Origin of the sequence: Clostridium muellerianum (genome assembly GCF_012926525.1) — a bacterium.
GTDB classification, from domain to species: Bacteria; Bacillota; Clostridia; order Clostridiales; family Clostridiaceae; genus Clostridium_AM; species Clostridium_AM muellerianum.
The window spans coordinates 13,829-28,037 of the sequence record NZ_JABBNI010000034.1 but is presented as its reverse complement, the minus strand read 5'-3'; the positions used below and the strand labels follow the sequence as shown (position 1 = coordinate 28,037).

Below are 14,209 nucleotides of genomic sequence, written 5' to 3'. Positions count from 1 at the left end.
TAAATAAGAATCTGGTGATAATGACGTAAAGGTAACACCCGTTCCCATTCCGAACACGATGGTTAAGCTTTATAGTGCCGATGGTACTGCAGGGGAGGCCCTGTGGAAGAGTAGGTAGTTGCCAGGTTAAGGATCTTTAGCTCAGTTGGTTAGAGCAACCGGCTCATAACCGGTAGGTCCGGGGTTCGAGTCCCTGAAGGTCCACCATATGGGGGTATAGCTCAGTTGGGAGAGCATCTGCCTTGCACGCAGAGGGCCAAGAGTTCGAGTCTCTTTATCTCCACCATAAAATATCTGTAATTTATATTACAGATATTTTTTTTTATAAATTATTATACTTTGTTTATGAATTAAGATACAGTTTTATAAAAAGGAGTTGTATTTTATGAGTTTTTATAGAATAAAACAATTTTATTGGGCTATAAATTCTAAGTTAAATAATAAAGATATGGAATTTTTAAAAAAGAATTTAAGTACACAGGAACTAAATTTATTTTTAAATTTATCAGTACATGAGCAAAAACATTGTATTAATGTGGCTTATGATGTAGAAAGAGTTTGTAAATCTCAAAATATAAATTCTAAGGCTCTTTTAAAGGCTTCATTACTGCATGATATAGGAAAGTGTGTAAAGAAGTTAACAATAATAGATAAATCCATTATTGTGATATTAGATAAGTTATCAAAAGGACGTTTGAAAAGGTTATCTAAGTTTCAAAAGTTATATGTTTATTATAATCATAGTGAAATAAGCTATGAAATATTAAAAAGATATAATTGCGATTATAGAATATTATATTTAGTTAAAAACCATCATAATGATGAAATAAAAGAAGATGTGGAACTGAATATACTTAAAATGTGTGATGATAGAAATTGATGATGAGGATTTTATTTAATGAAAGATAATGGTAATATATAGTTATAAATTCATTTGTTATTTTTAGCTTAACTGAAACTTTTTATTGGAGGTAGAAATGGATTCGAAAGAAAGAAGAAAGTATATAGAGGAACTATTAAAAAAGAATATCAATCCTGAAAAAGGACATGAATTAGCTGAGCGATTAGGAGTAACAAGGCAAATAATAGTAAAGGATATAGCTATATTGAGGGCAGAGGGTAAAAAAATTATAGCTACACCAGAAGGATATATAATATCTAAAGAACAAAAAAGTATAGTAAAAAGGGTTATGGCTTTTTCACATAAAACTGGAGATATAGAAGATGAACTTAAAACTATAATTAAGTTTGGAGGAATAGTAGAAGATGTTATTGTAGAGCATTCACTATATGGAGAGATAAGAGGAATGCTCATGATAAAAACGTTTTATGATATAGAAAATTTTATAAAGAGAATAAATGAGTATAAGGCAGAACCCCTTTTAATTTTAACTGGAGGCGTTCATTTACATACCGTGGTAGCAGAAAATGAGGAAATAATAAAAAATATAATTAAAGAATTAAAAGAAAAAAATTACTTAATATCAGATTAAAAATTTATTAAGAATGGAGATAGTTTATGGAAAAGGTAGCACTCTTAAAATGCGAAGATTATAATGTAAAGCTTATAGAAAAAAAATTAAGAGAGGGTTTTGAGTTATTAGGTGGAAATAGTTTTTTAAGAGAACTTATACCCTATAACAGTAAAGTTTTATTAAAGCCTAATATGTTATCTATAGAACAAGCTGGATCTCCTGTAATTACAAATTTTAATGTTTTTGAAGCTGTAATAAGAATTATAAAAGATTATTCAACGGATATATCCTTTGGAGATTCACCTGGATTTGGAGATTCTAATAAAGCAGCTGAAAGATCAGGATTACTTCAAGTAGGAAAAAAATATAATGTAAAGTTTGAAGATTTTAAAGAGTCTGTACATGTAAAATTAGATAAATCTATATTATGCAAGTCGTGGACTGTAGCTAAAGCTCCTTATGAATCAGATGTACTTATAACATTACCAAAATTAAAAACTCATGCAATGGCATATTATACTGGAGCAATAAAGAATCAGTTTGGCTGTATACCAGGAACATTAAAAGCTACATGGCATACTAGGATGCCCAATGCTAATAATTTCTGCAAAATGCTTTTAGATTTAAATACATTAGTTAATACAAATTTTGCAATACTGGATGGTATTGTTGCTATGGAAGGTAATGGGCCTAAAAGTGGAAAGCCTAAAAAAATAAATACTCTAATTATGGGTAAAAGTTTAACTGCTGTTGATTCAGTTGCAACAAAGATTATAGGTTATGATAACCCATTAGATATACCAGTGTTGAAAGAAGCTTATGATCATAATTGGGGAGAAGTTTTTGTGAAAAATATAGAAATTTTAGGTGAAAAAATTCAGGATATGTTAGTAAAGGATTTTGAGCTTTGCAGGAAGGGAGGAAATTTTTATTTTATAAGTCCTGGAGTAACTAATTTTTTAAGAGATTTAATTGCACCAGATCCTGTTTTGATAGAAGAGAAGTGTATTGCATGTGCTAGATGTTTAAATGTATGCCCTGAAAAACCAAAAGTAATAAAAATCATTGAAAAAGAAGGAAAAAAATATCCTGTATGGAATATGAAACAATGTATAAGATGTTTTTGCTGTCAAGAGTTATGTCCCTGTGGTGCAATAGAAACTAAATATTCAACTCTTGGAAAAATGTTAAAAATGAATAAGAGGTGATAAAAGGTGAAAAGAAAACTAATGCTTATTGCAACTATATTTATAATATTTTTAGGATTTTTTTTTGCAGGAAAAATTATAAATTTTATAGTAAATGTAGAATGGTTTAAGGAGGTAGGATACTTATCTGTATACTTTACTAAAATAGCAGCTGTTTTTAAACTCATGATACCCATGTTCATAATTAGTTTTATTGGTATATGGATATATTATAAAAGTTTAAGACTTAGTATTATCAAGTTTAAAAAGGTAGTAGAGGTAAATACAAAAAGAAGTAGTGTTGAAAGAAAAATATTTTTTACATTTAACACAATAATATCTTTTATAATGTCATATATTTTTTCTGCTAACTATTGGTACAGAATATTGCAATTTACCAATTCAGTAAAGTTTAACACGAAGGATCCTATTTTTAATTTGGATGTATCTTTTTATGTATTTAAACTTCCTTTAATTCAATCTATTTATGCAGAGTTAGTAACCTTATTAATGTTTTTAGTGTTTATTACTTTTATAACTTATTTTGTATTGAGTGCTAAAGACAGAATGTACTCAGCAAGAAACTTTAAAAAGAAACTTAATAATGTAAGTTTTTTTAATAATGGACTTACTAGATTTGCAGGAAAGCAGCTAGCTGTTGTTTCTTCTCTTATAATGATATGTGTTTCTTTAGGATACATATTAAAAAGTGTTAATCTAGTCTACAGCACTAGAGGTGTTGCGTTTGGTGCTAGTTATACAGATACTCATGTAACATTATTATTTTATAAGATTATTATAATAGTAGCACTTATTGCAGCTATAATTATGTTTTGGAGTATAATTACATCAAAGATAAAACCTATAATTATATCTGTTATTTCAATTGTTAGTTTAGTTATAATTGAAGGATTTGTGTCTACTGGAGTACAAAACTTTATTGTTAAATCAAATGAAAAAACATTAGAGCAGCCTTATATAAAGTATGATATAGATTATACAAGAAAAGCTTTCAATATTGCTGATATTGATGCAAAACCTTTTGAAGTAAAGGAAAATTTAACTGAGAAGAATATACAGGAGAATAAAGAGACTATAGATAATATAAGGATAAATTCAGTTAAACCTGCATTAGAATTTTATAATCAAGTTCAAAACATAAGGTATTATTATGGATTTAATGATATAAATGTAGATAGATATAAAATAAATGGAAAAACTAATCAGGTATTTATAGCAGCAAGAGAGGTAAATAGCCAATCATTAGATCCTAATACATGGCAGAATCGACATTTAGTTTATACTCATGGTTATGGAGTCGTAATGAGTAAAGTTAATACAGTAACATCAGAAGGACAACCTGATTTTGTAATAAAAAACATACCACCTGAAAATAGTACAGATATAAAACTTGAAAATTCAAGAATATATTTTGGAGAAAAAACAAACAAATATGCTATAGTAAACACAAAAATAAGTGAATTTGATTATCCGAAAGGTGGAACTAATCAAACAAATAATTATAATGGTGCAGCAGGCATAAAGATGAATTTAATAAACAAGCTGATTTTTGCGGCTAATGAAAAGGATTTAAACTTTATTTTATCTAGAGATATAACAAATGAAAGTAAAATTCTCATTAATAGAAATATATCTGATAGGGCAAAAAAAATAGCACCATTTTTAAAGTATGATAAAGATCCTTATATTATTATTAGTGGTGGAAAACTTTATTGGATTTTAGATGCTTTTACTACATCAGATAGATATCCTTTTTCACAACCTCAAGATAGTTTAAATTATATAAGAAATTCTGTGAAAGTAGTAATAGATGCATCAGATGGAACTACAAATTTTTATATAGTGGACAAGAATGATCCTATTGTTTTAAGTTATTCTAAAATATTTCCTGGGCTATTCAAGGATGTAGGAACCTTATCCGATGATATAAAACAACATTTTAGGTATCCTGAGGATTTATTTAAGATTCAATGTAGTGTTTTAGGAAAATATCATATGACTGATCCGGGAGTTTTTTATAATGGTGAAGATTTATGGGAGGTATCTAAAAACCAAAAACAAGTTGATGGAGAAAAGGATGCTATGGAATCACCTTATGTAGTAATGAAACTTCCAAATGAAAAAAATGAAGAGATGATACTTTTACAATATTTTAATATGAGAAATAAAGATAATATGGTAGCTTTATTTGGAGCCAGAATGGACAAAGATAACTACGGGAAAATGGTGTTATATAAATTCCCGCCTCAAAAAACTATATACAGTCCATACCTTTTTAAACAGAAATTAAATCAAGATACTACAATATCACAAGAACTGGCTTTATGGAACAAGGATGGATCTAAAGTACAATTTGGGGATACTATGATAGTTCCAATAAATAATTCATTATTATATATAGAACCTATGTATTTGAGAGCCAGCGGAAAAAACAGTATACCAGAAATGAAAAGAGTTATAGTTTCTTATGGTGATAAAATAATTATATCAGAAAATATAGAAGCCGCTCTTAAACAAGTGTTTAATTATAATGATGATAGTAAAAAAGAAGAATTAAATAATAATGCAACTATTTCAGGTAATAATAAGAATATACAAAATATGCAGTTAGTAAAAGAATTATATACTAAAGCTATGGAATCACAGAAAAATGGTGATTGGGCTAAGTATGGTGAATATATAAAAAAACTTGGAGAGACAATAGATCAAATGAATAAATAGTAAAAAAACAAGAAGAAAATGAAATAATTTAATTTCTTCTTGTTTTTTTATAGAAATTTTTCATAGTATATTTGGAAAGTAGAAATTTAATAAGTAACTTAAAAATATATATTAAGTGTAGATTACAAATTATAGAATGATGGGTGTGAAATTTACAAATACAGGTTTAAATTATAGTATATGTGCAAATAATAGGAATACAGTATTAAATTGGAGGAATAAGCATTGAGAAAGACTATAATTTTTAGTTTCATACTTACTTGTATTTTTATATTTGCACCAGCATTTATGGTACAGTTTGATGATAACACACAAAACAAAGCAAATACGGAAGTTTTAAATAAAAATAATGATAAAACAAATTTAGATAAAAAAACTGTTAATGATGTAGCTATATTTTCTTCAAATACATGTTTTAAAAAAACGTATTATATAGCAGCAGATAAGGTAAATGTATACGAAGATAATTCGGGAAAGGGAAAAGTGCTTTTTCAATTATTTAAGGATGATGTTGTAGTAGCTTATAAAAATGTAAATGGTTATATTTTCTGTGAAGAAAATAATTATGGAAAGATGGGATGGATAAAAAATGATAAGGATAATTTAAAAGGTATAGTGTACAGAAAAACATATTATACATTAGATGTTGATTTGGTTAAGCAGAATATAAATATTATAAAGAATGAAAATGTAATAAAAACCATACCGTGTTCTACAGGAATTATGGGTAATCAGGATACGGAAACGCCGCTAGGAATATTTTATATACAAACCAAAGGAGAATATTTTTATAGTAATAAATATAAAGAAGGGGCAAGATATTATATTAAATTTTTTTCAAATTATCTAATACATTCTATACCAGTAGATAAAAAAGGTAATATAATAGAAGATGAGAGAAAAAAAATAGGTTTTCCATCTTCTCATGGGTGTATAAGAATATCTGTAAGTGATGCTGAGTGGATATATAAAAACATTCCTGAGAATTCAGCAGTAATTATACATTATTAAAATTACTGTAGATCTTTGAAAGGAAGGTTAGTTATGGATTATGATGTATTAGTATTAGGAGCAGGCATAATAGGTTGTGCAGCTGCCTATGAGCTTTCAAAATATAATTTAAATATAGCTGTTATTGAGCAGGATTATGATATAGCAGATGACGTAGCACTTATTAATTGTGCTATTGTATATGATGGATGTGAATGTGAAGACAGTTTAATATCACGATTAGAGGTTATGGGAAATAGCATTATAGAAAAGGTTGCAGATAAATTTAATGTTAATTATAAGAAGTGCGGGCATTTAATTATTGCAGAAGATGAAAAAAGTAAAGAAAAACTTGAAAATATGTACAACATATCAATGAGTAGAGGAATAAAAGGAATACATTTATTAGATAGAGATGAGGTATATAAAGTTGAACCTAATTTAAATATAAATGTAAAGAAGGCTCTTTATTCAGAAAATACAGGAATCATTTGTCCTTATGACCTTGCAATAGCGTATGGGGAAATTGCATTTGATAATGGAGTAAATTTCAAGTTACAAGAAAAAGTGCTGGACATACAGAAGATGTCAAAAGGGTTTAGGGTAATTACAAATAAAAATAAATTTACATGCAATACAGTGTTAAATACTACCCCGGGGGAAAACTACAGCATAGATAGTTTTAATAAGGTAAATAAAAGTATAAGTAATTTGAGGTATTTCTTATTGGAAAAGGAGTTTAGCGGTAATTTTCAAAATATAATATCTACTTTAAATGAAAGTGAAGATAAAATGTACGCAATTCCTTCAATTGAAGGTGTTTCTATAATAGCAATGAAGACAAATGAAAATATAACTTGTGAGGAAAGTATAAAAAAAATTGGCAACTTTATAGGTAACATAGATGAGGAATGTATAAATACTGTTTATGAATCATCATTTTACAATGATAGTTTAATGATAGATGACAGTCTTATTGACAATGGATATATTAAAATTACAGGAAAGAATTACAATCAGGTTACAACAACACCTGCTATTGGGAAAATTGTTTGTGACAGTATAGTAAGCAATTTAAATTGTGTTCTAAAGAAGGACTTTGTAGATAAGAGAAGAGAGTTTTATAGATTTAGATCTTTATCTAATGATGAAAGAAACAAAATTATAAAACTAAATCCTAAGTATGGTAAGATAATATGTAATTGCCAGAAGATAAGTGAAGGTGAAATAATAGATTCAATTAGGAGGCCTTTAGGAGCACGTACAATAGAAGGAATAAAGAGAAGGACAGGAGTAGCATTTGGAAGCTGTATGGGATCTCAATGTTTAAGTAAAATATCATCAATATTGGCTAGGGAAACTGACAAAAAAATTACTGATATAGTTCAAGATTCTAAAAACTCAAAGATTATGCTAAGCAGAATTAAAGAGTTTGATGATATATAATAATTTGATGATATATAATAATTTGGAGGAATCTTAAGTTGATAAGAGAAATTATTTGTGATAAATGTAATAAAAAGTGTATATTAGGCATAGATAAGTATGATGAATCAATACAAGTTTCAGGTAATTTATGTAATATAGGTATAGAATATGCATGTTTTAAAATTAATAGTAATAAGGATATTCTTACTACTTTAGTTAGAATAAAAGGAGCAGATACTAATGTTGTTCCAGTGAAAAGTAATAAACCATTAGATAAAAAATTTTGGATAGAATGTTCTAAGGCATTAAGTAGGCTTTATGTAGGTGCCCCAATAAAGGCAGGAGATATAATTTGTAAAAACATTTTAAATACTGGTGTAGATATAGTATGTACTAAAAGCATGATTAGATTAAATAAATAAAAATAATATAAAAAAAGGTGTTGACATGTTTGAATTATGTTGATATAATAATACATGTCAACAGACAAGGAAAGATGGTCGAGTTGGTTTAAGGCACCGGTCTTGAAAACCGGCGTACGGGTAACCGTACCTAGGGTTCGAATCCCTATCTTTCCGCCATTTTTTAATATTTATAAATGTAGGGCATGGAGAAATACTCAAGTGGCCGAAGAGGCGCCCCTGCTAAGGGCGTAGGTCGGGTAACCGGCGCGAGGGTTCAAATCCCTCTTTCTCCGCCATGAAGCACCTAAATATAGGTGCTTTTGATTTATCTATTAAGTGTCTTATAGATTTAATAATATAAATTGATTTTTTTTCATATTTATGTTAATATGATTATGTTAATATGCGTTAGTAGCTCAGTTGGATAGAGTAGCTGGCTACGAACCAGTTGGCCGGGGGTTCGAATCCTCTCTGACGCACCATAAGAAATCTGCAAAACGATTAGTTTTGCAGATTTTTATTTGTTAACGAATATGGCAGTTAATATGTGTATGTTGACATTGTTTGTTATAAATCATAAAATTAATATAAAAGTTAAAAAAATTTGAACTTTTTATTAATTTAAATTAAATTTAAACTTAATAAATTTTTTGTTAGATTTAGGAGATAACTATGAAGAAATTTATTGAAACAGCTAACATAAAAAAATGGAATTCTAAATTTATTGATGAAAGAACTAAGTACTTATCAATATTTGAAAGCATGCCTAATCCAGTTATTATTTTAGATGATAAAAATAGAATAAATAATATAAATGATGCAGCAATTCAATTATTTAAAAATAATAGTTTTAATATATACCCAGAAAGTGTGAATGAAAAAGAAAAGTTTTCATGGATAGAAAATGAATTAAAATATTTTTCTTCAGGAAAATATTCAGAAATTAGCTTTATAAAGGAGCATAAATCATATAATGATAATTTATATTTTAAGGTAAAGCTAAAAAAAATAAAGGTAAACGATAATTTTATAGGTACTACAGTAATATTAGATGATATTACTCATTTAAAAAAGGTATCAGAGGAACTTGAGAATAGTGAAAAAAACTTAAGAGAAATAACAGATAGTATGACAGACATAATATGTAAAATTAATATTGATGGGAAAATACAATACATAAGTCCTTCTGTTAAACAAGCACTAGGATATAATCCAAATGAATTAATAGGAAAGCATATATTTAGCAATATTCATTCTGAAGATTTAGATAACGCTATGAGTTGTTTTAATAGGGGTTTTATAAATAAAAGTATTACAAATCACGAATTAAGATATAGAAAGCAGGATGGACATTATACTTGGCTTGAATTTATGTATAATTCATTATATGGTGAGGATGGCAATGTTGATGGAGTAATAATTATAGCAAGAGCTATTACAAAAATAAAAAAGCTAGAAGAGGAATTGCAAAAATTTAAATTAGCAGTAGAATCTGCAAATTTAGCTAAAAGTGAATTTTTAGCTAATATGAGCAACGAAATAAGAAAACCTTTAAATTCTATAATAGATATGACTGATATAATGTTATTTGATACTAACTTAGATGAAGAACAAAATGAATACATGAATATTATAAAAAGTTCGTCAGAATCACTTTTGAAAATAGTAAATAATATATTAGGATTTTCAAAAATGGAATCTGGAAAAGTTAGTCTTGAAGAAGTTGAATTTAACATAAAGGATATATTGTATGAAACTTTAGATGCACTGTCTATACGTGCTCACGAAAAAAATTGGAATTTATGATATATATACATCCTGATGTAGATGAAAACTTAATAGGTGATTATTATAAGCTTAAGCAAATAATTATAAACATTGTAGGAAATGCAATAAAGTTTACTGAAAAGGGAGAAGTAGTAGTATACGTAGAAAAAATAAAAGACGAATTAGATAAAATTACTTTAAAAGTATCTGTCATTGATACAGGTATTGGCATGACGGAGAATGTTATAAACAGGTTAAATAAATATTTTAATGAAATAAACAGTTATAAAATAAGAAATTATGAGGGAAATGGATTAGGACTTGCTATATCGAAAAAATTATTAGAACTAATGGATGGTGACATATGGTTTGAAAGTAAGTATAAAAAGGGAACTAGTTTCTTTTTTACTTTAGATTTTAAATTGCAACAATATAAGCAAGAAATAATTAATTATAATTATTTAAAAAATTTAAATGTACTTTTAATTGATGATAATAAAACTAATAGAAAAATAGTTTATAATATACTTGATAATTTACAAGTAGGAGTGAGATTTGTATCTAATGCAGAAGAAGGGCTTATTGTTGTTAGAGAATATGCAAAACTTAATAAGTATTTTGATGTTATTATGATAGATGAGTCTATGCCAGGAATAAATGGATTTGTATTAGCAAACAGATTAAAAAATGAAATAAATATTACTAGCCCAATAATTATGATGCTTTCAGGTATGGAATTAAACAAAAGCAAAAATAAGTGCAAAGAGTTAGGAATAAATAATTATTTGGTTAAGCCTATAAAACAATCAGAACTGTGCACTATAATTAAAACTGCATTAAATATAGAAGATAGAAACAATTATGTAAACAATGATTCAAATAGTAAGTTTTTTGATGAAATAAAGGAAGAGATAAATAAGGATTATGAACATGAAGTAAATGTACTTATAGCAGAAAAAGATATAGTCAGTCAGAAGTTTATTAGTACATTAATAAAAAAAAGAAAATGGAATGTTTTTTATGCATCTAATCAAAGTGAAATTAATAATGTATTAAAGACTGAAAAGATTGATGTTATGATTATTAATATTGAAAAACATGAAGTTGGCGCAATAAAAAGTATTGAAGGGATTAGAAAGAAAGAAGAAGATGGAATATTAAAATCTCATTTACCTATAATAATTCTGGATAGTAATACATCAGAGAATACGAAGAAAAAACTTTTGGAATTAGGTGCTGATGATTATATATTAAAACCAGTAGTTGCAACTGAGATATATTCAAAGGTAGAACAAATTATAAAAAATAATAAAGTTAATTATCAAGAACAATTGATTTTAGACTTAGATAAAGTTGCTGATATTACAGGTAGAGACGAGAAAATTTTTAAAGATTTAATTAAAATATTTTTACAATCTTATCCTGATCAAATAGGGGATATAAAGGAAGCTATAACCAAAGGTGATGCTGTTGAACTAGAAATAAAATCTAATAATTTGAAACAAGTAGCAGGAAGTTTAGGTGCTAAATCATTATTAAATCTAGCTGATGAGCTTGAAAGTATGAGTAGAAATAATGATATGGATACTGCGGCAAGAACTTTTGAAAAAGTTCAGTTAGAGACTATAAGATTGAAGAGTGTATTAGATAAAATTGAAAAAATAGGAAAGAATTAAAATTTCTTTCCTATTTTTTCTCCCATAAGTATTTGTGTTTCATATCCATTATTAGTTTGTTCTATTAAATCTTGGTCAATTACTATACTGTTTCTTTTAAAAAATAATATTGTTGTAGAACCACCAAATTTAAAAAAACCTTTTTCACTACCTTTTTTTATATTTTTATCTGGAGTATATGTTTGGAGTATTGATCCAACACAAGTAGCACCAACTTCTACATGTAAAAGTTCACCGAAGTGCTTTGAGTGGAAAATGCACCATTCCCTTTTGTTTCTAAAAAAAAGATCTGGTATTTTTTTTAGAGCTATAGGGTTTACAGAATAATAATCTCCTTTAATCTTAGTGGTTGTAGAACAAATACCATCATCAACAAAATGAAATCTATGATAATCTGTTGGACATAGTCTTAAAATTATGCAACTGCCTCCTTCAAAAGTACTGGCAACTTCATTATTATTTATAAGATCAGATAAACTATAGGAATATCCCTTTATGTTGAAAACATTATTTAAGTTAATGTTTTTATAAGCTAAAAGCTTACCATCACCAGGAGATACTACGGAATTAATATCTGTATTTATTGGCCTTGATGCTGGTATCAGTTTTCTTGTAAAGAAATCGTTGAAGCATTCAAAATCATTTATTTTTTTCTCACAGCAAGATAAGTCTATATTAAAATCTTTAACAAATGAACTAATTTTTTTCTTACTAGATTTTTTATCACAAAAGTGACCATATAATTTAGAAAAAATTTTTTTCTTAATTAATAATTCTAAAAACCTCATTCCTATGGGAGATGAATAAATCCAATTTAAATAAGTGTCTCCAGCTACCTGTTCAATTTCATATTTTTTTGATTTTCTGTTATAATATTTAATCATAGAGCTAAACTCCTTTTGCTTTTAAAAAATTACTAACTTAAATTATCATTTATTATTTACAAAATGTCAAATTTTAAATAGATTTTTCAAGGTATATTGATTTAGTTAAGAGAAAGTTTTAAGTTAAATTTTGTTTATTAAGAAAATTGACTTTTGTGTTATATTGTAATAAAATAGTGGGGTAGGATATTACATGCGCTCGTAGCTCAGTAGGATAGAGCAGCGGTTTCCTAAACCGCGTGCCGGGGGTTCGATTCCTCTCGGGCGCACCAAAAGTTTGCAAACTAAAAAGTTTGCAAACTTTTATTTTTATATAAGTATTATATAATTAGCATTTTTTCTAAGGGTTAAATAACACTTTACCATAAGCTACATGATATATTGCATACGTAATTAAAACAATAAATTTATAGTATTTTTATAATTTATTTGATATTTTGGATAAATAAAAAGCGTAGTATTATAGAGGTATATTTCTATGAAGGATTTTATGAAAGAAGCTATAAAAGAAGCTAAAAAATCACTTATTTTAGGAGAGATACCTGTAGGGGCTGTTATAGTTAAAGATAATATTATAATAGCTAAAGCTCATAATTTGAGAGAAACCTTACAGGATCCACTAGCTCATGCAGAAATACTTGCAATAAAAGAGGCTTCGCAGTATAGTAATAATTGGAGGCTAAAGGATTGCAGTATGTATGTTACTTTAGAGCCCTGTCCAATGTGTGCAGGAGCTATACTTCAGTCAAGAATAAGTAAGTTATATATAGGAACATTTGATCCGACTACAGGGGCTTGTGGTTCCGTAATAAATGTGCTCCAAAATAATAGTTTAAATAGATGGACTAATATTAATTGGAATTATAATAAACAATGCAGTAGTATATTAGAAGAATTCTTTAAAAAAAGAAGATAAATATATGGAGGGATGTCCGAGTGGTCAAAGGTGATTGACTCGAAATCAATTGTACGGTTAATACCGTACCGGGGGTTCGAATCCCCCTCTCTCCGCCATAAAGTAATAAATTTTTAGTTTTGTAATAAATTTTGATAAAATTCAAAATATAGGATGAATAAGTTTTAATAAAAGTATTGAATTATATAAAAATTCATAGTATAATAATGTTTGTTCTCATAATGTATTAGATGTGATAACATTACAATTTAATAGTTTTCATGAGTAAATCAATTTATGGAGAGATGTCCGAGTGGTTTAAGGAGCACGCCTGGAAAGCGTGTGTAGGGGAAACTCTACCGGGGGTTCGAATCCCCCTTTCTCCGCCATTTAATCTTTGTCGTGCTAGATGGGGAGATAGCGGTGCCCTGTAACCTGCAATCCGCTACAGCAGGATTGAATTCCTCGCTTAGGCTATAAAATGTGGGGTCTGGCCCATAAAAGTGGCGTTGAGAATTGGGTCCCACGCAACGGAAACTCATGAACCCCGTCAGGTCCGGAAGGAAGCAGCGGTAAGTGATCATTTCCGTGTGCCGTGGAAAAACCTGGTTTGAGTTAACTGTATGGGTAACGCTCATATTTTATCAGACGAAGCGAGGTGCACGACTTTAATAATGACTTGAATAAGAGATACCATAATGGGTATCTTTTTTTATTATATTAATTATTAATTAGTTAAAAAGTTAAGAGAAGGTGATTTA

At 27.9% G+C, this 14,209-nt stretch carries 11 protein-coding genes, 8 tRNA genes, 1 rRNA gene and 1 other RNA gene; 20 read left to right on the top strand and 1 reads right to left on the bottom strand.

The window, feature by feature from the left end:
- Positions 1-10: 10 nt before the first annotated feature.
- From rrf to HBE96_RS26375, 15 genes are all read left to right on the top strand, one after another.
- A 5S ribosomal RNA gene (rrf, locus tag HBE96_RS15990) occupies positions 11-127 on the top strand.
- Between the two features lie 3 nt (positions 128-130).
- A tRNA-Ile gene (locus HBE96_RS15985) sits at positions 131-207 on the top strand.
- Positions 208-210: 3 nt separating this feature from the next.
- A tRNA-Ala gene (locus HBE96_RS15980) sits at positions 211-286 on the top strand.
- Between the two features lie 99 nt (positions 287-385).
- Positions 386-880 (top strand): HDIG domain-containing metalloprotein, encoded by a 495-nt coding sequence (locus HBE96_RS15975; protein ID WP_169298728.1) that lies wholly within the window; start codon positions 386-388, stop codon positions 878-880.
- Between the two features lie 97 nt (positions 881-977).
- Positions 978-1,493 (top strand): transcription repressor NadR, encoded by a 516-nt coding sequence (locus HBE96_RS15970; RefSeq protein ID WP_169298727.1) that lies wholly within the window; start codon positions 978-980, stop codon positions 1,491-1,493.
- A gap of 26 nt (positions 1,494-1,519) precedes the next feature.
- Positions 1,520-2,683 (top strand): DUF362 domain-containing protein, encoded by a 1,164-nt coding sequence (locus tag HBE96_RS15965; protein ID WP_169298726.1) that lies wholly within the window; start codon positions 1,520-1,522, stop codon positions 2,681-2,683.
- A gap of 6 nt (positions 2,684-2,689) precedes the next feature.
- On the top strand, positions 2,690-5,404 hold the full coding sequence (locus HBE96_RS15960) for a UPF0182 family protein (protein WP_169298725.1): 2,715 nt from the start codon (positions 2,690-2,692) through the stop codon (positions 5,402-5,404).
- A 225-nt stretch (positions 5,405-5,629) separates the two neighbouring features.
- The gene (locus HBE96_RS26020) at positions 5,630-6,415 is read left to right on the top strand and encodes a L,D-transpeptidase (RefSeq protein ID WP_206154961.1); all 786 of its coding nucleotides are present in this window, start codon (positions 5,630-5,632) and stop codon (positions 6,413-6,415) included.
- Positions 6,416-6,448: 33 nt separating this feature from the next.
- Positions 6,449-7,840 carry an NAD(P)/FAD-dependent oxidoreductase gene (locus tag HBE96_RS15950; protein ID WP_169298724.1) on the top strand — a complete coding sequence of 464 codons (1,392 nt, stop codon included), beginning with the start codon at positions 6,449-6,451 and terminating at the stop codon, positions 7,838-7,840.
- Positions 7,841-7,878: 38 nt separating this feature from the next.
- Entirely contained in the window at positions 7,879-8,244 is a 366-nt protein-coding gene (locus HBE96_RS15945; RefSeq protein WP_169298723.1) for a DUF1667 domain-containing protein, read from the top strand.
- A gap of 68 nt (positions 8,245-8,312) precedes the next feature.
- Positions 8,313-8,403 (top strand) — tRNA-Ser (locus HBE96_RS15940).
- A 28-nt stretch (positions 8,404-8,431) separates the two neighbouring features.
- A tRNA-Ser gene (locus HBE96_RS15935) sits at positions 8,432-8,522 on the top strand.
- 109 nt (positions 8,523-8,631) lie between these two features.
- Positions 8,632-8,708 (top strand) — tRNA-Arg (locus HBE96_RS15930).
- 190 nt (positions 8,709-8,898) lie between these two features.
- Positions 8,899-10,032 (top strand): PAS domain S-box protein, encoded by a 1,134-nt coding sequence (locus tag HBE96_RS26380; protein WP_243186965.1) that lies wholly within the window; start codon positions 8,899-8,901, stop codon positions 10,030-10,032.
- Entirely contained in the window at positions 10,029-11,669 is a 1,641-nt protein-coding gene (locus tag HBE96_RS26375) for a response regulator (RefSeq protein WP_243186964.1), read from the top strand. The genes HBE96_RS26380 and HBE96_RS26375 overlap by 4 nt, the downstream gene beginning before the upstream one ends.
- Here the strand turns inward: HBE96_RS26375 and HBE96_RS15920 are convergent.
- Complete coding sequence (locus HBE96_RS15920; protein WP_169298722.1) at positions 11,666-12,553, bottom strand: phosphatidylserine decarboxylase; 888 nt, start codon at positions 12,551-12,553, stop codon at positions 11,666-11,668. The two genes, HBE96_RS26375 and HBE96_RS15920, sit on opposite strands and share 4 nt — an antisense overlap.
- A 195-nt stretch (positions 12,554-12,748) precedes the next feature.
- Here HBE96_RS15920 and HBE96_RS15915 point away from each other — a divergent pair.
- The 5 genes from HBE96_RS15915 (at position 12,749) to ffs (ending at position 14,114) form a co-directional block, all read left to right on the top strand.
- A tRNA-Arg gene (locus tag HBE96_RS15915) sits at positions 12,749-12,825 on the top strand.
- A 206-nt stretch (positions 12,826-13,031) separates the two neighbouring features.
- Positions 13,032-13,469 carry a nucleoside deaminase gene (locus HBE96_RS15910; RefSeq protein ID WP_169298721.1) on the top strand — a complete coding sequence of 146 codons (438 nt, stop codon included), beginning with the start codon at positions 13,032-13,034 and terminating at the stop codon, positions 13,467-13,469.
- Between the two features lie 6 nt (positions 13,470-13,475).
- Positions 13,476-13,567: transfer RNA gene (locus HBE96_RS15905), tRNA-Ser, on the top strand.
- A 180-nt stretch (positions 13,568-13,747) separates the two neighbouring features.
- Positions 13,748-13,837 (top strand) — tRNA-Ser (locus HBE96_RS15900).
- Positions 13,838-13,848: 11 nt separating this feature from the next.
- Positions 13,849-14,114: signal recognition particle sRNA large type (ffs, locus tag HBE96_RS15895), an RNA gene on the top strand.
- The last annotated feature ends 95 nt before the right edge of the window (positions 14,115-14,209 follow it).